The sequence below is a fragment of the Synechococcus sp. MIT2312 genome (assembly GCF_059772315.1).
Genome location: NZ_CM186281.1, coordinates 2,437,582 through 2,454,992, shown reverse-complemented (window position 1 = coordinate 2,454,992; position 17,411 = coordinate 2,437,582). Strand labels below are relative to the sequence as shown.

Below are 17,411 nucleotides of genomic sequence, written 5' to 3'. Positions count from 1 at the left end.
CAGCAGGGCAGCAGAGGAGTAATACCTAATCCTTGTAAGTGCGTGTGTTTACTCTTTCCTTAGGTGTCGAACCAGGGTTAGACCAGAGGAAGAACAAACGTACTTCCATGCCGACTTATCCTCCCTTGGGTCCTCCTACCTCAAACATCATCGATGCGGCTTCGGCTTTTCTGTCGATCCGCCCTGGTCAGTTTGTCATCGTCAGAGAGCTGACTCCTGCAAGTGGAAGAGCTGATATCGAAAGGAACTGGTGGCTTGGACAGGTGATTTTTTGCGAGGGATGGGAGAAACATTCAAGACTCAACTCGCTGTTCCAGGTCGCAGATGTTGATGACGGAGCCATTCGCTGGGTTCATCCCACTCAGGTGACCCACGTTCTGCACGGACTGGACGGGATTGGGCAGGAAGGCTGGGATGGATTCGAGGATTAGTTCATTCGCGGCAGCAGCTGTCAGACAAAAAAAGGAGGCCTTCGCGGCCTCCATCTACCTATCACCAAAGGAGAAGTGCTCGACGCCTCTCCTGCCTTCAGTATGTGTATCGCAAGGAACATGTGCCTGAGATCACATACTCATTGCCGAAAGGCAGCTCGCTCTGGTATCGAGGATCCCGCACCAGAAATCGATCAGCTCAACGATTGACGTCTTGCTGCAGAGCCACGATCGAGGGCCGAATCATCAAGTCCGGTGGTTGGGGATTCAGCGCCAGCTCGGCGGAAGCCTCCAGGACTGATTGAGTGAGGGGCTCTGAGGAGCATGAGTCTGAAGACGGTCATGCAAGCCAGTGATGGTTTGATGCTGCAAAGATTGTCAAGATTGGGGAGTGCTCGTGTGCCGTAGCGATGCCTAACCAGCCGACACAGCAAGCAACAAGAAGAATTCTGGAGTCCAGCGGCACGTTGATCGAAAACGATCACTTTGTCTATGCATCGGGAGACCATGGATCTGGATGGATCGCGAAGGATCTCATTAATTTGAAGCCTGAATTGGCCTATGAACTAGGCCAATTGCTCGGCCAAGAAATTCGTCGTCATGGCATACAACCTGATGTTGTTTGTGGACCTGCCATTGGCGGGGTCATTTGTGCCCAATACACGGCACTGGCACTTGGCAGCCGCTGTATCTTCAGTGAACGAGTCATCAACGAAAAAGGTAAAACCATCAACTTTGAAATCAAGCGTGGTTACGCGGAGGTGATCAGAAATCAATCAGTACTGATTGTCGACGACATTATCAACACAGGATTTTCAGTGCGGCTCACCTTCCAAGCTGTAGTCCAAGCGGGTGGCAAACCCATTGGGATTGCCTCTTATGTGAATCGAGGCAATGTTGGAGCAAAAGAGTTGGGGGTTAAAAATTTCATTTATCTCGATGAAATCAGTCTTCCAGCCTGGCCTGAGGAAGCCTGCCCGCTTTGCAAAGATTCCAGGCCTGTTAATGTTCAGTACGCCCATGGAGCAGAATTCAGCCAACGATACTGAAGAACTTGTTTTTTTAGAAAAACTTGAACTTTCAATCGTTTCACATTCAGGCACTCTTTGGCTGATCGACTAGAGCTGCTGAGAATTCCTGAAAAGCAGCTGCTGCATCCGAGGGGCTTGAATTGTATTTCAATTCCCATTGTTCAACCAGAGCACGCATGTCTTGCCACATGTCGACCATGGCGAGTGGATTGAATCCCTCGGGTTGGGAGGAAGTATTGGACATGGACGAACAAGTGGCACCAGACCACCTCCTTCTACTTGATCAGCTGCGGCATTGCTGATCCGTGATCGAGAGCAGCAACAATCAGCGATCTCAGATCGAATCAACTCCGCGCCTCGCAAAGCGGCATGATCAAGAGAACTGATGCCCTAGTTCATGTCGCGAGTTACGCAACTCATCAAAAAACTCGACAAATTGCTCAGCAAGCACGACACATTTGGGGACAACCCGGAAGCCTTTGTCGAGGAAATTCTTGACAATCTCGATGGTGAAATCAAAGCCATCCACGACAAAAACAAGCCAGAGCACTGGGCAGCGATCTACGTGGAGCGGGACCGCGCTCGCATCAAAACATCCGTGCTCAACAAAGTGATGGACAACAGCTCGCAGTGAAACCAGAGGAACTCGATGCTCATCAAGCCTCTGCCCTCCTGGCATCGATGATCCGGGCCAGCTCCAGCATGTATCCAGCCGTGCACCAGCGGCCATGGCTACGAGAACGGTTTTCGACGTCTGAACGGATTTCTGCGGTTTCTGCCATCAGCAGATCCAATTCACTCTGGGGGAGTTCATAGAGCTCTTGAAGCTCCACCTCACGACCCAACAGGTGACTCCGAAACCATTTGCGCACCTGTTCCTGAAGCGGGATCTCCTGTGACATGCAACCGAGGCAGTAACAGCCAGTCTGACCGTAGAACCTGAGTTCAGCGGTCAGCCAGCACGCAGCCAAGGCTTGCTCATTGAACCTGAGCTCGGTTTATTGATGCAGATGCGCACACTGGATGACTCGCGTTCTCAGAAACAACTGGCTTCCACTTGCCATTGCAGCGCTATCTCTCAGCGGGCTGCTCTGGCTTGAGCTCATCGCTGTTTAGGCCTAACCCACTTCCTCGCACCGTTGACATGGGTCACAATCGGCCATGACCGAGATGGCCGTATGTGGGTCGCTTTGCTTCTAACAGGACCAGTCACACCACCGATGCCGGCAGTGGAAAGGCAGAAACCCATACCTAGAGAACAGCCAAGTTTGCAAATAGACAGCTTCCAATTCAAAATTGATCGACAGAGATTCAATTGTTCAACCGGGGCTTTGGACACAGGCAACAAAGCTCCTCACGCTTACAGTCCGTCGAACAATCGCTTTGAAAGTGAGGTGCAAATTCATGCCGCTCGCTGCAAAACCCGTTTCTAATCAGGGTGTCTTAATGGTGAGATATCAGCAGTTGCAATCAACTGAAAAAAAATTAAAACACTAAAAGATCACAGTGGTTCATCCGGCCCTGGCAAGGGCTTCCTGTTTTTCCTTTGAGGTAACAAAGATTTCAAAGCACCAATCATGTCGTTGGTCCTAGAAACAAAAATAAAACTACCTAGAAAGAATACTGTGGCAACCACAAAAACAATCGAAGTCAGCGCATCAAGCTCAAGATTTCCAATCACCAAACCAGTCATGCTTTGCAGGCCGAACAACTCAACATTGCGATGCTTTAACAGTAACCTCCACCGCTGTGTTGAGGCAACGTCGCAACAAACACGGCTCCCTGACTGCCAGTGAAAGCAACAACGCTGAATGCGAATGCATCAAGACATCGAAATCCCGCTGAAGGACTCCAAACGGCGTTGATGCGAGTCATCGCGCGCGATCGGTGAATCAGCCAACACATCACCACACCGTCTTGCCGGTCGACCGGCGAGCCTGCAGGAGTACGGAATGTGGTCGGACGACTAGCCGTTACGGTGGACCTGGCTTAAAACACGTTTCAAAGAACAACCGAAGCTCACGATGCGCTCATCACTCCTGATCCTGCTCGCTCTGCTCGTGGCACCGAGTGCAGCACTCGCCCAGAAAAAAATCCCCAAGGCACAGGGACATAACCAATGCCCCCTGGGTTACGTCAACACGCTTGGCACAACGTGTGTTTCTCCGATTTACTATCAGGTTGCACCCACGAATGGAGAAGCCTGCAAGGAAGGGTGGATGAACATCGGAGCCGGCTATTGCAGAAAAAAATGAGCTTCGATCAAGTCTCAATCTGACTGCCCATCTCTTGGCATGTTCAAACGTCCATGACGAGATGCCTACGAGTCAGCAAGGGTGGAACCATGAGACTTTATTCAAGTCCTCACTGCTGGTCGCAGCAGGCAAGTTGGCATGACGGCAACGACGGCGCATGCCCAACCCCGAACAATCTCTGAATACGCGCAAAACCGACCGTACACGGATTCGACGTGTTAAGCAAAAGATTGATGATGACAGCTATGAATTCGAAGTGAGCAAAAACAACCAAACGTGGGTTGTAAATGGACCATCAATGCAACGTACTGCCAAAACGAATCGACAATTAGTCCTCATTCTCTACATCGAATGGGCATTGAAGCAGACTGGATGATCATCGGCTGTTGTTACATTAAACCAAGGGAATGAAACAGGCCCCTGCTTACAAATACAAGAATACAAATCGAGGTGAATGCCACGAGATTAATGGCAGCGATATCGAAAACCAGCGGACTGCGCTCAGTTTGTCCAGAAGCTCTAGTAGAGAACGACTGATTGATATCGTCCCAATAGGCAAGCACAAAACCTTTTTTGGCCGTAAGGCTTCCAGCACCGGTCACGATTTGGCTTTGACCCTGACTTGCCAGCTGCTGACGATCGATCTTCTCAGCTTCACGCCTGAACGCGTTTTGAAACCAGCTGACGTGACTCAAAAAGCCGATTGTGAACCAGAAAATCAGCGAAACACCAACCAGAGCACTAAGCATCACCATGCCTAAACGCCTCTTTTGCATCAACTAACGATCAATCATCTTCTCGATGCAATCCAAACGAGCGTCGATTCACATAGACGGCAATCATTTGCAATGATTGGCGGTCGCGAGTAAAATTATCTACAAATGCTTGTATCAGGTACTTGCCACGTCAGTCATTCAAGTCGGCCTCTCTGCTTCGGTGCGCGTAACGGGAATGATTAGGATTTCCCAGACGGCAACTGTGCTCGGTAATCGTCGGCAACAACATCCAAGAGCCCCAGGACGTAGCGATCGCTCGCTCCGATATCAGATTGAAGAGTCTGAAGACTCATTCGGATATCTTCGATCGCGCTGTTGATTTGATTTTCAAGCTGTGACTGGCTTGGCTGCCACTCCTCAGTGAATGAGGTCGACGAGGCAATTTTGAGGTTTGTGGAATCCTGGTGCTTCGGAGGCATGGATCCTCGTCGTGGAGCCTGAGAATTCCTTGCTTGGTACGCCATGGTGGTCCGCTTTACAGAATCTTTTCATCGACATGCCAAGAAGACTGTCAAATAGCCAACCAACGCGCCATTCAAAGACGACGCCGGTGAAAGTGCAGACCAGCCGGTCCAGAACAGGGCAAGGCCCTAACAGAGATGTGGACGAAGGGAGTGACTTCGCTGACGGCCATCCTCAGCGGATCAAGAACCACGTTTGCGCCCAAGCACTTTTCTCGTCACCACACCGTCTTCTTTCTGATAGAGAACAAGACGATTCTCTTCCAATGTATTCAAACTCAGGATACCTCTAGAACGATATTGACGATTAAATGGAACCACCCATGATGTACCCATGGCCATCACATAGATCAACTCTTGCTGATCAGCACTGATGCAAAAACGCACTTTTGAATCCTTATAAATACCAACATCGCTGATATATTCGGCTTTGAAAAAGTCACAACCCTGAGCACGCTGAAACTCGTCTTTGATATTGGCCACTGCAGAGCTGTTGAAACTGAGACCGAGCAGCGCCAAGACCCCAATCCCTGGGATGCACTTCATAACCCCTCACGCGTTGCACAACAGAAGCAGCATGGCGCGTCACAGCAACGATGCAAGCCGGTTTGAAACCAGCAACTCGCGAAATGACGGTCTTCAACAACGCTTCACAGCAGAGACCAGGAATTTCAATCGCTACTTGAGCGTGATCTGATCAATACATGCGGTTCTGGGCGGGGCAGTAATTTTTCGCCATCACAGAGCTCAGTTTTGTCAACACGCGACTTCAGAGAATCTGAAAATGCGAAGCCTCGCTTCACTGATCCAGTGTTTCTCCAACATGCTCAGGCCAGCGTTGGGCCATGGTGGGAGACTCGCATTCGTACCCTGATGAAACAGGATTGCGCAGAGGAAGCCGGTGCTCTGTTCAGGGAGTTCGAAACACCGGAAACAGGCTTTTGAAATTGTTTGAACTGACCTAGCGCAATCATCCGGCCAATCGCAGTGATCACGGGCTGAAGCCTGGCCCTCAACGAACAGAATTGAATTCTCACAAGCTGCTGAAACGCTCAACAAGAGGAAGAACTGGGATCCTGGTAACAGGGACTCCTGAACCAGGCAGAACTCAAAGGCTTGCCATCCCAGCAAGTCACGCTCATGATGCTCCCATCTGCAAGGATCCTTGATGAGCCTCCGTCTCGTTCGTGCTCACAAGAGGTTGATCGTGAAAATACAACAAAAAACTGGTCTTTCTGATTATCAGATCCTGTGGATAGCTTTTGCAAAAGGAGTTGTTGTTGGCATTATCCTCACGATTATTTTACTTTGAAATCGAGATCAATACTATTCAAGCTTCAACTACAATGCCCTTAGTCTCTCCATTTTTATTCACTTTTTCTACTTATACGATGACAGATAACAAAAATGATGCGACAACCAACAACGAAATCATCAAAATAAACAGAGCTCTGACTTACACAGAAATGATGAACGAAGGCCGGCAGAGCATGACACCTGGAAATCAGGAACAGGGCAATGGGCTTCAAGAACGCGGAAGGGACTTGAATAAATGTAGAACACATTCAGAACCTGATCTAACCCCAAGTTCGCCTTGACAGGATATGTGAATAGCCAGCGAAAGGCACCCCAAGAAGATAGAGATTAAAGAATTTTCTTTAATCTAGTACATCGCTGGTATGTATAAATATCCTAATTATTCTCAGATTGTCAAACCGATTCTAAGGATAATTCAAGGATCTACGACTTTGACGAACGGACATTCAGGCTTAAGCAATCAAGGCTGTCGTAGGTCTCAATACCAGAGTCTGGATTGACACCAGTAGCCCTCGAGCACATATCCTCTCGTTGCGGAGCATCAATAATGGCTCCGGAAAAATCTGCTCCATCAATGGTCGTTGCCATAAAGAAGCTCTTGGTCAATACTGCATCTCTGAAGTTCACATTTGTGAGGTTTGCCTCTTCAAAATGCGTTGCATAGGCGATACTGCCCTCAAGATTTGCGCCTTCGAGATCTGCTCTTTTCAGCGTCGCCACACTAAATAAAGCACCTCTCAAGTCAAGACCAGACAGGTCATAGTTCGCCAGGTCGTATTTAACAAACTCCTTGGTGATCGGCTTTCCATCTTCATCTCGTTCGTAAAAAGGAAATTTCTCCTTAAAGGCCTCTGTGGCTTGGTCACTTCCTTGCAGACTTCGATCAAGTCCAAGATCCGGAAGACCTCCGCCACTCGGATAGATTGCAAAGGCCTTTGATGGCAGCATCAGCAACGCGCCGAACAGAATCGCAACAAAAGATCGAAATAATGGCCTGATAATGCGATTAACTGATTTCATCAGCACTCCTTTTATTGAAAAACCTAAGGCAAGCAAGTGCGGCACTTTGACAACATGACCCGCTGAGACGAAACAAATCGAGCAGTGACGAGAGAAATATCTCACCACGTCGAATCGCATTGATTGCCTGCGCGGGTCCAAGATGAATAATCAAAAACTATACGCAACCTAAGATTCAAGTAGAGTTCTCTACCAAATTTGGAAGATCAAACTCAAGCACTTCTTGCAGAACTGATTCGACAAGCTCTCATCAGAATCCACAGTGGTGAAGCAGGAGTTGATTCAGCACTTTACAGAGCTATTTACACTCTTCAGGAACAAAATATCATCGAAAATATTGCGTCGACACTTCAATAAGGCCTCAGCAGCGTCAACGCTGTGAAAATCAAACAGACAAGCTCCAGAAATATAATCTTCAGAGAAAATTCAAATTGTTGAATTAGCCGGTCAAGTAGATATAGCCGGACACCAAATTCATTGAAAGCCATATCAACGCCGAAAAATAAACGGCGGCAAAAACAAACTCTTCAACAAATTCAAATGAATTCATGGGTTTAGTACAGCGTTGCTCTACGGATAAATTGCATCGCAGCGAGCGCACCTAAAAAGAACACTGTTGGAATACCCAATGCATTCACGGCCAGAGTCCTGACGGTAAACACAGGGTAACCTCCATCTTCCCTTTTGAAAGGTGCCAGAGGGCTATCGATCCACTCTTTACGGTTCTGGATTGAAGGCACTCCAAAAAACTGTTTTCCCCAGACAAGAATTTCCCATCGGGTCAACCAGAACGCGGTGCTGATAACTGAGAAAGCTATTGGAGAAGCCACCAATAGGATCTTGTAGTTGAACACAACAACAACGTGATTTCAAACACACTAGAAGGACGTCTTGCTCTCTAGGTATTGATTGATGCACTATTTTGACCTCAATGCTTCACCCGCATTGACTCATTTTTGTCAATCAAATTGAGAGCAACAAGGTGATTTTTTCAGGCATGCAGGCATCATTTGCGCTTCAAGACCAGCCCAAATCAATCGATCTGCCTTGATTTGCATTGACAGCGTCAATCACGATGCAGCGCTGGGCAACATACGCATCAGCCTTGATTCACAATTTTACGCACTGCTGACACAGATGTTTGAGGCAGAAAGCTTCGTGCGACGAAGACATTCGACCACCTTTACGAAACATATTGGCTGATTGACAAACACGGAACTCAATCACTTCGCCTAACCAGTTTCCGTATTGATCAAGCCACGACCTGAGCACAAATCTGAAAGAGCAGTCCGGCCCCCCCGGTCTCCACCGCACAGTGAGGGCATGACAGCCTTGAGTGGACAAAGACTCACGACCAACTGAACACCACATGGACAACACGCTGGTGTGCGGGCCTGCAACAGGGTCTGCAACCGTGCTGCTGGCTCATGGTGCCGGTGCTGGCATGGAGAGCCCTTTTATGCAGCACATGGCCGAGGGCCTTGCGCAGCAGGGGTGGCAGGTGATCCGCTTCGAATTTCCCTATATGGCACAGCAACGCTTCAGTGGTCGCAAAAAACCACCCAACAAAGCAGACATCCTGTTGCAGTGTTACGCCGAGCAAGTGCAGTCTCTCTCCGCCAAGCAAGCGCTGATTATCGGGGGCAAATCCATGGGTGGGAGGATCGCCAGCCTGCTTGCCGATGCGTTGTGGAGCCAAAACAAGATTCTGGGATGCATCTGTCTTGGTTATCCCTTTCACCCTCTTGGCAAACCGGAAACGTTACGAACTGAGCATTTGCAGAATCTGCAAACGCCAACTCTGATCATTCAGGGAGAGCGGGATTCCATGGGCAACAGGGAGGACGTGAACAACTATGCGCTCTCGGAACAGTTGCAACTCGCCTGGATACCCGATGGAGATCACAGTTTCAAGCCACGCAAACGGTCAGGGCGCAGCGAACTTCAGAACTTGAATCTGGCTGTTGAACACATGCATGACTTTCTCAACAGAGTGGTGCGGCCGTCATGCTGAGGGTTCGGCCATCACGTCTGGTTCCCACCAAGCATGTCGTCGTAGCCCTCATAGGGGTTGTATTCCGCCCAGCCAGGACTGGCCTGATCCATCAGGCCGAACTCACCGTCAATCATGTCGGCGCGGGTGTTGCCATAGGGAACTGTGTTGCAAGTGATCCCACCACCCGCAACAGGCTGGCAGTCATCAAAACGCACCTGCCCCCGAACGGGATTGGCCAGACTGGTGCCGATGGTGACCAGAGCGACGCTCGTTAGAAACACGCGCACGGCGCTTGATGCATGGCAACTCATTCTGAATGAGATCGTGAACAGCGGATCAAAGGTCTGCACACAGACGTTCGCTGTCCCGCAATGTCTCAAAGGCTTTCTGCCCCCGTTGTTCAGCAAGCTGAACCATCACCACCTCCGCCTGCAGACCGAGCAGCAGGGTCTGGCAGGGATAGAGCTGGCGATCGGCGGCACGACGCTGCATCGCCTCAGTGAGCACGAGAGCTCGATCACAGCTGGATGCATTGGCGCTCTTGAAACATGCCAAGAGAAGTGGACGCACTTCATCCAGAGACGCTGCATGAACCGGCGCCTCAAAACTGCCAATCACAAGGGCGGCCATTCCAGACATCCATACCCTGAGCAAATTGTTCAAAAGGTTGTTAACCAAGAGGCGTGAAGAGATCAACGACCTGACGTGCTTCCAGCAATTCAGCAACCAACTCTGGAGCTGACCGTGAGATCAGCTGAAAGAATGAAATCACTCGATCGATGATCGGATGTATACCGACTGGACTGCGGTCGCACTCTTACTGTTTACTTCCGTACCGCTGTTGGCTGTCGTGGCAACAGCGGCATTTTTTATTTGGCAAAAGAGGAAGTCACCACTGTCTTGATGACCACCTCTTTGAGCTTCTCAGCTCTTTCCTCGAGGGAGCCAACAACAGAACGCCCTGGGAATGTTGACGTTGCGGGAGAGGCGACAGGCTGAAGCACACCTCTGCCCAGACAGTCATGACAGGTCCGGAAGCGCTGCTCGCTGATGCGTTTGATGCCACTGCCTCCGCAGCTGGAGCAGATCGCCATCTCTGAACCAAAAAACGCAACTTCAGTGTGGGAGCTACAAGCAGCTGCGATCCCGAAGGCTTCCTTAAGAATCTGGCTCATCCCAGCATCCCTGCAACGGCACGGGTCGAACCCGAATCTCTTGCAGCAGCTCGCGAGCCGACAAGGAGCAGTGCTGCTCGACCAAACCCAGCGAAGCGGCCAGCCATCCCACCACCCGCTGCGATGACCACTGCTTCTCCAGGAGAGGTGCCAGCCCTGCAGCCTGTTCACGTTTGGAGAGCTTCTGCCCCTCCGAATCGCAGAGCAGCGGTGTATGTCGATAGCTGGGAGGTTGCTCCTCCAGCGATGCGATCACCGCCTGCTGGGCAATACACACCGGGGCCAAATCAGAACCCCGCACCACCTCGCTGATCCCCAGTGCCAGCTCATCCACTGCCGTTGAAAGGTGATAGGCGATGAATCCATCCGCTCGACGCAGAACCAAATCACCGCAGCAAGGTTCATACACCGCCTTCACTTTCAGCCTCCAGGCCGGCAGACGTCCATCCTGCAGACCCCAGCCTCTTGCCATCTCTCTGCAGGTTCCTGGATAACGACGACCACCCAGCTCACGCCTGGTGCATCGGCAGGCATACAGCAGCTGGTCATGCCGAAATGCGGAGAGGCAGGTGTTGTAAAGCTCGAGCCGCTGGCTCTGCATGATCACTGGACCATCCCAGTCCAGTCCAAGCCAATGCAGGTCTTCGAGAGCTGAGTCGACCGCGCCAACCCGAATGCGCGGAGTGTCGAGATCATCAATCCTCAGCAACCATTCACCACCCTCAAGACGTGCCTGCAGCCAGGAAATCAGGGCCGTGCGCAGATTGCCCAGATGCAGGGGACCCGAGGGAGTCGGAGCAAACCGGCCGCGATAACCCAGGAGACGCTGTTTGCGCCCCTGCTCAAAAACGACCCGGAGACGATCAGGAAGATCCACACAAGAAAGGGTGGCCCCAGAGGACCACCCTGATCAAGCATTCCGGCAGGGAATCAGCCCTGAACGCGATCCTTGAACATCTTGCCTGCGGTGAAAGCGGGCACGCGCTTGGCGGGAATCTTGATCTTTTCGCCGGTCTTGGGGTTCAGACCCTGACGGGCAGAGCGCTCGCGAGGCTCAAAGGAGCCGAAACCGAGAATGGAGACCTTTTTGCCCTCCACAACGGAATCGATGATGGTTTCGATGGCGGCATCCACCACCAGAGACACATCGGTCTTGGTGAGCTCGGTGCGGGCGGCAACCAGGTTGACGAGATCGGCTTTGTTCATTGGGTGGGGGAAAGTGGCGGAAGCGGTTGGATCGACGATGCGGAGGTCGACATCCGCACGGCTTCCCTGAGCGCGCTAATCGTATGGAGACAATCGCTGTGCGGCAACCGAAAAACACCGTGCCGCAATGCTTTCACCGAATCTCATGCGAATCAGACCGTGTCAAATGCTTCTTCGGCCTGCTGATTCCAGCTGTTAAACGGGGCCAGATGACCACCACAAAGAGCGCCAAGGCCCGCCCCAGAAGCCAGTGCTGGAGTGGCTTCTGAAGGAAGCCACCGGCGTAATTGCTGCAGACTGCGCTGCTGCCGAGGCCAGTGAAAGGTGCGCCGGTGCTGCAAAGGTGCCAATTGATCCTTGGCCACTGGCATAAGCAAACGTCCGCAGAACAGCACATTCACAGGCACCGGCGCATGCACAACGGCATGACCAGGAGTAGGGCCTGGCGTCCAGAGCAGTCGCAGGCCTGAACGCGTGAGAGTCTCCTCGGAGAACGTTTCGAGCTGCTGAACGCCCGGCAGCAGATAGGCCTCCTGTTCCTGGACGAGCACGGGCCACTGCATGCGCTGCTGCAGACCCCGCAAGCGTCCATGCCCTTCCCGACTGGTGAGAAGAATTCGGGCGCTTCGGCCTCGCGCCAGTTCCCGCAAAGCGTCCAAGCTGGCTTCGGTGAGCGGCGGACAGTCGATCAGAACGGGCTCAGGATCCACGTCCAGCCACCAGGACGAGCCCCCGCGACAGTCGCGGTTAGGCGGAAACAGCCAGAGATCAGGCCGGATTTGCACAGGCGGGCGGCCTGGCTCCAGCGAGGAGGTCATCACAGACACGATGAATCACCGGAGCTGTTACTACTTTGAAGGCTTCACCTGCCTCCTGGGAGTGGATCTTTGAGCACGATCCGGCGAGGCAAACCCTGGCCTCTTGGCAGCAGCCTCACCGCCCATGGAGTGAATTTCTCGGTGGCAGCTCCAGGTGCCAACCGGGTTGAACTGCTGATTTTCCCCACGGCTGAGGCCAGCAGCCCGGAGCAGCTGATCGATCTCAACGACAGCAACCACCGCTCGGGCGATTACTGGCATGTGGAGGTGGAGGGACTGACATCAGGTTGCTGTTACGGCTACCGAGTCTTCGGACCGCTCGCGCAGGGGGGCCATGGCTTCCGGCCCGCCAAGGTGCTGTTGGATCCGTGTGCGCGCGCCATCACGGGCTGGTCGATCTATCAACGCGAAGCCGCCACCGGGGCTTCACCGAACACCCATTGCTGCCTGAAGGGGCTGGTCTGCGAGCGGGACCGCTTCGATTTCGATTCACATCCCAGACCTCGACACAGTTGGCAGCAGACGGTGATCTACGAGCTGCATGTGGGAGGCTTCACCCAACGCAGCGACTGCGGCGTGGCCCCTGAGCGACAGGGCAGCCTGCTGGGAGTCATCGACAAGATCCCGTATCTCAAGCAGTTGGGCGTCACCACGATCGAACTGCTACCCGTGCAGGCCTTCGATCCTCAGGATGCCCCCCCTGGGCGAGACAACGTCTGGGGCTACAGCCCTCTGAGCTGGTTTGCTCCGCATCAGGGCTATGTGGGCGGTGGTGACCCCATGAAGGCCAGAGATCAGATGCGCGATCTGGTGGCGGCCTGTCATGACGCTGGCCTGGAGGTGTTGCTCGATGTTGTTTACAACCACACAACCGAAGGCAACGCTGATGGCCCCACCCTGAGCTGGCGTGGATTCGCCGATCGCACCTACTACCACCAGAGCGACAAGGGGGACTACCAAGACGTGAGTGGCTGTGGCAACACCATTGCCGCCCACCAGCCGCTCAGCCGTGAACTGATTCTGGAATCGCTGCGCTGCTGGGCACTGGAACTGGGAGTGGATGGCTTTCGCTTCGATCTCGGCATTGCCCTGAGTCGCGGCGAAGGCCTGAAGCCATTGGACAAACCCGCACTGTTCGAAGCGATGGAGGCCGACCCCCTTCTCAGTGATCTCAAACTCGTGAGCGAACCCTGGGACTGCGGTGGTCTCTATCGACTGAATGACTTCCCGGCTCGGCGCATCGGAACCTGGAACGGCCGGTTTCGTGATGCCTTGCGCAGCTTCTGGAAAGGCGACGATGACAGCACTTGGGCCATGGCACAGCGCCTGCGCAGCAGCCCCGACCTCTATGACGGCAAACCGGCGGGCTTAGGCCGCTCCGTGAATCTGCTGACGGCCCATGACGGTTTCACACTGATGGATCTGGTGAGCTTCAACAGCAAGCACAACCTCGCCAACGGTGAAGACAACCGCGACGGTGAAAATCACAACAACAGCTGGAATCACGGAGTTGAAGGTCCCAGCAGTGACCCTGCCATCACTGCTCTGCGCAAACGGCAGCAACGCAACATGCTGAGCACCCTGCTGCTGGCGCGCGGCGTGCCCATGCTGTTGATGGGCGACGAGGTTGGCCGCAGCCAGGGGGGTAACAACAACACTTGGTGTCAGGACACACCGCTCAGCTGGATGATCTGGTCCGAGGAGCACTGCGACACAGAGCTGCTCACCTTCGTGCAGCGACTGCTGCGACTGCGCTCAGAGCTAGCCGAGCTTTTGAACCCGGTGGTGAGCCACTGCGAACAGCAACAGCAGCGCCGCAAGAGCGATCCCGATGGCTTGTGGCGCCAGTGGCACGGGGTGGAACTGGGCAAACCCGACTGGGCCAGCTGGTCCCATTGTCTGGCGATGAGCCTGCATCGCGGCACACGGGGAGCCGTGCTCTGGGCCGGCTTCAACGCTTACTTCAAGTCCATGCACTTTGATCTGCCCCAGCCGGCGTCTCCCTGGCACCGCCTGATCGACACTGCGCTTCCTGCAGGTGAGGACCTTCCCCACACCCTGGAACCGTGGAGTCCGGACGGCGTCCCACTCGAAGGCCGAAGTCTGGTGGTGATGGTGGCTCGCGAGTACGCCAACAGCATCAAGCTGTAAGCAGCGAACCTCCGGAGAGCCTGGGAGCTGAAAACGAAGCGGGCGGCGGGAATCGAACCCGCATCATCAGCTTGGAAGGCTGAGGTTTTACCACTAAACTACGCCCGCATTGATACAAACGAACCAGCTTCCGCAGAGCGGAACTGGTGCGGTCATATCCCCGAGCATTATGACCGTCAGCGTGCCTGATCATTCGGATTGACCACTTCTGCTGCTCGCCCTGAGGGCTCCCGCCGCCGTCTGATGTTTTCGTATGGACTCGGAGACGCAGGGACCGGACTCGCCGCCACAACACTCGGTTTCTACCTGTTTCCCTTTTTCACCTGTGCAGCAGGACTTCCGGCGTTCGTTGCTGGCTCACTGCTCACGGTGATCAAAATCTGGGATGGCGTGAATGATCCGCTGATCGGCTGGATGAGCGATCACACCAAAAGCCGCTGGGGGCCAAGACTTCCCTGGATGTTTGGAGCAGCACTGCCGCTAGGCATCAGCTTGGCCGCCATGTGGTGGGTCCCAGAGGGGGATATCAGCGAGCGCACGCTGTATTACGTGCTGATGGCCATCCTGCTGATGACCTCGTACACGAGCGTGAATCTGCCGTTTGCCGCGCTCTCTACAGAACTGAGCCCAGACACTGCAATCCGAACCCGTCTCAACGCAGCTCGTTTCACCGGTTCCATCATTTCAGGAACGATGGGGCTGCTCGTTGCCTTTTTCGTGTTGCGCGAAAGCGGCGGTGGGTATGTCTTGCTGGGACGCATCACCGGCACGATCGCAGCCCTAGCGACCCTTCTCTGTTGCTTGGGCTTGGCCCCCTATGCCAAAACAGCTCAACGTCCAAGTGGCAATGAGGAGCCTCTACGCAAACAGCTGCATCGCGTCCGCTCCAATTCCCGCTTTCTGATGGTGCTGGGGCTGTACCTGCTGCTTTGGTTTGGCCTCCAGCTCATGCAGGTTGTTGCACTGATCTGGCTTGTTCAGGTCATTCATGTTCCGGCAAGTATCGCCACCTTGCTCCTGCTCGCTTTCAACATTGCGGCCCTGATCGGGCTTCAACTCTGGAGCGTGTTGTCCAACCGCCATGGCCGAATCAAGGCTCTCGGCTGGGGGTCGAGCATCTGGATCACAGCTTGCCTGCTCTCGATGGCCCTGTCTCCAATCGCTGAAAACAGCGGCCGCAACGCTTTGGTTCCCGTTGTCGCACTGATCATGCTGGTCGGGCTGGGCGCCTCAACGGCGTACCTGATTCCCTGGTCGTTGCTTCCCGATGCGATCGATGCTGATCCCACACATCCAGCGGGTCTTTACACCGCATGGATGGTGTTCGGTCAAAAACTGATCATTGGGCTGAGCATGAGCGTGTTCGGCACATTGCTCTCTCTAACTGGCTACATCTCCACCGAGACTTGCGATGGAGCCTTAAGTTTTGTCGAGCAGCCTCAATCAGCTCTGATTGCCATCCGCCTTTGCATGGGCCTCATTCCAGCAGTATTGGTCGTTCTTGGGCTGGTGGTGATGCGACGCTGGCCTGACCGCGGCGCCCATCTGCAACGCGCATGACCTCCTTCCGATTCCGAACCCAGTTGAAATCGCCCCGCTGGCTGAACAGGCTGGGCAGCAGTCTGATCATCGGCGGACAGGCAGTCACCGCCACTGTCAAAGGAAGGATCAACACCGTTGATCTTCTGGATCAACTTCAGGAAGCCGGACCTGGAAGTTTCCTGATCGTGATCATCACGGCACTGGCTGCGGGGACGGTGTTCAACATCCAGGTCGCCAAGGAACTGAGCAACATGGGCGCCAACGCCACGGTTGGTGGCGTCCTGGCGATTGGCCTGTCTCGTGAGATCGCGCCGCTGCTGACCGCCACCCTGCTCACAGGCAAGGTGGCCACCGCCTACGCGGCACAGCTCGGCACCATGAAAGTGACCGAGCAGGTGGATGCCATCACGATGTTGCGCACCGACCCGGTGGAGTATCTGGTCGTTCCCCGCCTGATCGCCATGGTGGTGATGGCTCCGGTGCAGTGCCTGTTGTTCTTTGCCGTGGCACTGCTCGGAGGCCAAATCAGCAGCACGGAGATCTACCAGATCCCGCCCGCGGTGTTCTGGACCTCAGTGCGCACCTGGCTCGTACCCGATGACCTTCCTTTCATGCTGGTGAAAGCTCTGGTCTTCGGAGTGCAGATCGCGGTGCTGGCCTGTGGCTGGGGCATGACAACCCAGGGAGGGCCCAAGGAAGTTGGCACCAGTACAACCGGTGCAGTCGTGATGATCCTGGTGACCGTGGCTCTCATGGACGTCCTCCTGACTCAGATCCTCTTCGGAGGTTGAAGCAATCTCTTAATGCCATGACCTCAACACCCTCTGAGCCTGACAAGGACACCGTGAGCATCAGCCCCAGCCCTCGACTGGCTCTGCTGATCATTGTCTTCAGCCTCTGCCTACTGCCACTGCCGTTCAATCCATGGCCGACCGTCGTGGTGGGGCTGTTTGGTGTTTTCCTGTTGGTGCAGACCTACAGCCTGCGGCTGGAATTCACCGGCGACACGCTGGTGGTGTGGAGAGGTCAGCAGGAGCTGCGCAGATTCCCTTACGCCGATTGGCAAAGCTGGCGACTGTTTGCCCCCTGGCTGCCAGGCCTGTTTTATTTCCGCGAAATCAAGAGCATCCACTTCCTGCCGATCCTCTTCAACCCCGCTGAGCTGCGTCAGCAGTTGGAACAACGGGTGGGGTCCCTGGAGACTCCGAAGCCCTGAACGCAACCTTCACTTG

The 17,411-nt window shown here is 53.9% G+C and carries 25 protein-coding genes and 1 tRNA gene; 12 read left to right on the top strand and 14 right to left on the bottom strand.

Going from position 1 to position 17,411, the window contains the following annotated elements; translation table 11 throughout:
* Positions 1-107 precede the first annotated feature (107 nt).
* Both AC6EI9_RS13425 and AC6EI9_RS13420 read left to right on the top strand, forming a co-directional pair.
* A complete protein-coding gene (locus AC6EI9_RS13425; protein WP_498468203.1) occupies positions 108-431 on the top strand; it encodes a DUF3104 domain-containing protein in 324 nt (107 codons plus the stop codon).
* A gap of 410 nt (positions 432-841) precedes the next feature.
* Positions 842-1,480 (top strand): phosphoribosyltransferase family protein, encoded by a 639-nt coding sequence (locus AC6EI9_RS13420; RefSeq protein WP_498468202.1) that lies wholly within the window; start codon positions 842-844, stop codon positions 1,478-1,480.
* A gap of 46 nt (positions 1,481-1,526) precedes the next feature.
* Here the strand turns inward: AC6EI9_RS13420 and AC6EI9_RS13415 are convergent, their stop codons facing one another.
* Positions 1,527-1,706 carry a hypothetical protein gene (locus AC6EI9_RS13415; RefSeq protein ID WP_498468200.1) on the bottom strand — a complete coding sequence of 60 codons (180 nt, stop codon included), beginning with the start codon at positions 1,704-1,706 and terminating at the stop codon, positions 1,527-1,529.
* A gap of 153 nt (positions 1,707-1,859) precedes the next feature.
* On the opposite strand from AC6EI9_RS13415, the gene AC6EI9_RS13410 reads away from it, so the two are divergent.
* The gene (locus tag AC6EI9_RS13410; protein ID WP_498468199.1) at positions 1,860-2,096 is read left to right on the top strand and encodes a hypothetical protein; all 237 of its coding nucleotides are present in this window, start codon (positions 1,860-1,862) and stop codon (positions 2,094-2,096) included.
* A 22-nt stretch (positions 2,097-2,118) separates the two neighbouring features.
* Here AC6EI9_RS13410 and AC6EI9_RS13405 read toward each other — a convergent pair whose 3' ends face one another.
* The gene (locus AC6EI9_RS13405) at positions 2,119-2,364 is read right to left on the bottom strand and encodes a hypothetical protein (RefSeq protein WP_498468198.1); all 246 of its coding nucleotides are present in this window, start codon (positions 2,362-2,364) and stop codon (positions 2,119-2,121) included.
* A gap of 599 nt (positions 2,365-2,963) precedes the next feature.
* Entirely contained in the window at positions 2,964-3,173 is a 210-nt protein-coding gene (locus AC6EI9_RS13400; RefSeq protein ID WP_498468197.1) for a hypothetical protein, read from the bottom strand.
* A 313-nt stretch (positions 3,174-3,486) separates the two neighbouring features.
* On the opposite strand from AC6EI9_RS13400, the gene AC6EI9_RS13395 reads away from it, so the two are divergent.
* Both AC6EI9_RS13395 and AC6EI9_RS13390 read left to right on the top strand, forming a co-directional pair.
* On the top strand, positions 3,487-3,717 hold the full coding sequence (locus AC6EI9_RS13395; RefSeq protein WP_498468196.1) for a hypothetical protein: 231 nt from the start codon (positions 3,487-3,489) through the stop codon (positions 3,715-3,717).
* Between the two features lie 157 nt (positions 3,718-3,874).
* A complete protein-coding gene (locus AC6EI9_RS13390; protein WP_498468195.1) occupies positions 3,875-4,093 on the top strand; it encodes a hypothetical protein in 219 nt (72 codons plus the stop codon).
* A gap of 13 nt (positions 4,094-4,106) precedes the next feature.
* Here AC6EI9_RS13390 and AC6EI9_RS13385 read toward each other — a convergent pair whose 3' ends face one another.
* Complete coding sequence (locus tag AC6EI9_RS13385) at positions 4,107-4,493, bottom strand: hypothetical protein (protein WP_498468194.1); 387 nt, start codon at positions 4,491-4,493, stop codon at positions 4,107-4,109.
* 644 nt (positions 4,494-5,137) lie between these two features.
* A complete protein-coding gene (locus AC6EI9_RS13380) occupies positions 5,138-5,473 on the bottom strand; it encodes a hypothetical protein (protein ID WP_498468193.1) in 336 nt (111 codons plus the stop codon).
* 291 nt (positions 5,474-5,764) lie between these two features.
* On the opposite strand from AC6EI9_RS13380, the gene AC6EI9_RS13375 reads away from it, so the two are divergent.
* Together AC6EI9_RS13375 and AC6EI9_RS13370 are read left to right on the top strand one after the other, a co-directional pair.
* A complete protein-coding gene (locus AC6EI9_RS13375; protein ID WP_498468192.1) occupies positions 5,765-5,899 on the top strand; it encodes a hypothetical protein in 135 nt (44 codons plus the stop codon).
* A gap of 335 nt (positions 5,900-6,234) precedes the next feature.
* The gene (locus AC6EI9_RS13370) at positions 6,235-6,552 is read left to right on the top strand and encodes a hypothetical protein (protein WP_498468191.1); all 318 of its coding nucleotides are present in this window, start codon (positions 6,235-6,237) and stop codon (positions 6,550-6,552) included.
* Between the two features lie 142 nt (positions 6,553-6,694).
* On the opposite strand, the gene AC6EI9_RS13365 is transcribed toward AC6EI9_RS13370, so the two are convergent.
* The gene (locus AC6EI9_RS13365) at positions 6,695-7,411 is read right to left on the bottom strand and encodes a pentapeptide repeat-containing protein (protein ID WP_498468190.1); all 717 of its coding nucleotides are present in this window, start codon (positions 7,409-7,411) and stop codon (positions 6,695-6,697) included.
* Positions 7,412-7,845: 434 nt separating this feature from the next.
* A complete protein-coding gene (gene psbF, locus AC6EI9_RS13360; protein WP_498470086.1) occupies positions 7,846-7,989 on the bottom strand; it encodes a cytochrome b559 subunit beta in 144 nt (47 codons plus the stop codon).
* 671 nt (positions 7,990-8,660) lie between these two features.
* Between psbF and AC6EI9_RS13355 the strand changes: the two genes are divergently transcribed.
* Complete coding sequence (locus AC6EI9_RS13355) at positions 8,661-9,305, top strand: alpha/beta fold hydrolase (protein WP_498468189.1); 645 nt, start codon at positions 8,661-8,663, stop codon at positions 9,303-9,305.
* Positions 9,306-9,316: 11 nt separating this feature from the next.
* Here the strand turns inward: AC6EI9_RS13355 and AC6EI9_RS13350 are convergent, their stop codons facing one another.
* The 6 genes from AC6EI9_RS13350 to AC6EI9_RS13325 all read right to left on the bottom strand — a co-directional run bounded on the left by AC6EI9_RS13350 (position 9,317) and on the right by AC6EI9_RS13325 (position 12,486).
* Positions 9,317-9,574: a lactate dehydrogenase gene (locus tag AC6EI9_RS13350; RefSeq protein WP_498468188.1), complete on the bottom strand. Its 258-nt coding sequence runs from the start codon at positions 9,572-9,574 to the stop codon at positions 9,317-9,319.
* 49 nt (positions 9,575-9,623) lie between these two features.
* Complete coding sequence (locus AC6EI9_RS13345; RefSeq protein WP_498468187.1) at positions 9,624-9,917, bottom strand: hypothetical protein; 294 nt, start codon at positions 9,915-9,917, stop codon at positions 9,624-9,626.
* Positions 9,918-10,156: 239 nt separating this feature from the next.
* On the bottom strand, positions 10,157-10,462 hold the full coding sequence (locus AC6EI9_RS13340; protein ID WP_498470156.1) for a hypothetical protein: 306 nt from the start codon (positions 10,460-10,462) through the stop codon (positions 10,157-10,159).
* Positions 10,446-11,339: a tRNA glutamyl-Q(34) synthetase GluQRS gene (gene gluQRS / locus AC6EI9_RS13335; RefSeq protein ID WP_498468186.1), complete on the bottom strand. Its 894-nt coding sequence runs from the start codon at positions 11,337-11,339 to the stop codon at positions 10,446-10,448. Before gluQRS ends, AC6EI9_RS13340 begins: the two co-directional genes overlap by 17 nt.
* 53 nt (positions 11,340-11,392) lie before the next feature.
* Positions 11,393-11,668, bottom strand: coding sequence for an HU family DNA-binding protein (locus tag AC6EI9_RS13330; protein WP_006043393.1), 276 nt, complete (start codon positions 11,666-11,668; stop codon positions 11,393-11,395).
* A 152-nt stretch (positions 11,669-11,820) separates the two neighbouring features.
* Complete coding sequence (locus tag AC6EI9_RS13325) at positions 11,821-12,486, bottom strand: MBL fold metallo-hydrolase (protein ID WP_498468185.1); 666 nt, start codon at positions 12,484-12,486, stop codon at positions 11,821-11,823.
* Between the two features lie 69 nt (positions 12,487-12,555).
* Between AC6EI9_RS13325 and AC6EI9_RS13320 the strand changes: the two genes are divergently transcribed.
* Positions 12,556-14,637 (top strand): glycogen debranching protein, encoded by a 2,082-nt coding sequence (locus AC6EI9_RS13320; protein ID WP_498468184.1) that lies wholly within the window; start codon positions 12,556-12,558, stop codon positions 14,635-14,637.
* Between the two features lie 37 nt (positions 14,638-14,674).
* Here the strand turns inward: AC6EI9_RS13320 and AC6EI9_RS13315 are convergent.
* Positions 14,675-14,745, bottom strand: a tRNA-Gly gene (locus tag AC6EI9_RS13315).
* 135 nt (positions 14,746-14,880) lie between these two features.
* Here AC6EI9_RS13315 and AC6EI9_RS13310 point away from each other — a divergent pair.
* The 3 genes from AC6EI9_RS13310 to AC6EI9_RS13300 are packed head-to-tail and all read left to right on the top strand — an operon-like array spanning position 14,881 to position 17,395.
* Positions 14,881-16,197 (top strand): MFS transporter, encoded by a 1,317-nt coding sequence (locus AC6EI9_RS13310; RefSeq protein ID WP_498470085.1) that lies wholly within the window; start codon positions 14,881-14,883, stop codon positions 16,195-16,197.
* Positions 16,198-16,220: 23 nt separating this feature from the next.
* Entirely contained in the window at positions 16,221-16,970 is a 750-nt protein-coding gene (locus AC6EI9_RS13305) for an MlaE family ABC transporter permease (RefSeq protein ID WP_498470084.1), read from the top strand.
* A 17-nt stretch (positions 16,971-16,987) separates the two neighbouring features.
* Positions 16,988-17,395, top strand: a complete 408-nt coding sequence (locus AC6EI9_RS13300; protein WP_498468183.1) for a DUF3119 family protein — start codon at positions 16,988-16,990, stop codon at positions 17,393-17,395.
* The last annotated feature ends 16 nt before the right edge of the window (positions 17,396-17,411 follow it).

Bases quoted from the DNA above. Each gene is read 5' to 3' on its own strand.
- AC6EI9_RS13425 (WP_498468203.1), top strand. From the start codon at position 108: ATGCCGACTTATCCTCCCTTGGGTCCTCCTACCTCAAACATCATCGAT.
- AC6EI9_RS13420 (WP_498468202.1), top strand. From the start codon at position 842: ATGCCTAACCAGCCGACACAGCAAGCAACAAGAAGAATTCTGGAGTCC.
- AC6EI9_RS13415 (WP_498468200.1), bottom strand. From the start codon at position 1,706: ATGTCCAATACTTCCTCCCAACCCGAGGGATTCAATCCACTCGCCATG.
- AC6EI9_RS13410 (WP_498468199.1), top strand. From the start codon at position 1,860: ATGTCGCGAGTTACGCAACTCATCAAAAAACTCGACAAATTGCTCAGC.
- AC6EI9_RS13405 (WP_498468198.1), bottom strand. From the start codon at position 2,364: ATGTCACAGGAGATCCCGCTTCAGGAACAGGTGCGCAAATGGTTTCGG.
- AC6EI9_RS13395 (WP_498468196.1), top strand. From the start codon at position 3,487: ATGCGCTCATCACTCCTGATCCTGCTCGCTCTGCTCGTGGCACCGAGT.
- AC6EI9_RS13390 (WP_498468195.1), top strand. From the start codon at position 3,875: ATGCCCAACCCCGAACAATCTCTGAATACGCGCAAAACCGACCGTACA.
- AC6EI9_RS13385 (WP_498468194.1), bottom strand. From the start codon at position 4,493: ATGCAAAAGAGGCGTTTAGGCATGGTGATGCTTAGTGCTCTGGTTGGT.
- AC6EI9_RS13365 (WP_498468190.1), bottom strand. From the start codon at position 7,411: ATGCGATTCGACGTGGTGAGATATTTCTCTCGTCACTGCTCGATTTGT.
- AC6EI9_RS13355 (WP_498468189.1), top strand. From the start codon at position 8,661: ATGGACAACACGCTGGTGTGCGGGCCTGCAACAGGGTCTGCAACCGTG.
- AC6EI9_RS13345 (WP_498468187.1), bottom strand. From the start codon at position 9,917: ATGGCCGCCCTTGTGATTGGCAGTTTTGAGGCGCCGGTTCATGCAGCG.
- AC6EI9_RS13340 (WP_498470156.1), bottom strand. From the start codon at position 10,462: ATGAGCCAGATTCTTAAGGAAGCCTTCGGGATCGCAGCTGCTTGTAGC.
- AC6EI9_RS13330 (WP_006043393.1), bottom strand. From the start codon at position 11,668: ATGAACAAAGCCGATCTCGTCAACCTGGTTGCCGCCCGCACCGAGCTC.
- AC6EI9_RS13325 (WP_498468185.1), bottom strand. From the start codon at position 12,486: ATGACCTCCTCGCTGGAGCCAGGCCGCCCGCCTGTGCAAATCCGGCCT.
- AC6EI9_RS13310 (WP_498470085.1), top strand. From the start codon at position 14,881: ATGTTTTCGTATGGACTCGGAGACGCAGGGACCGGACTCGCCGCCACA.
- AC6EI9_RS13300 (WP_498468183.1), top strand. From the start codon at position 16,988: ATGACCTCAACACCCTCTGAGCCTGACAAGGACACCGTGAGCATCAGC.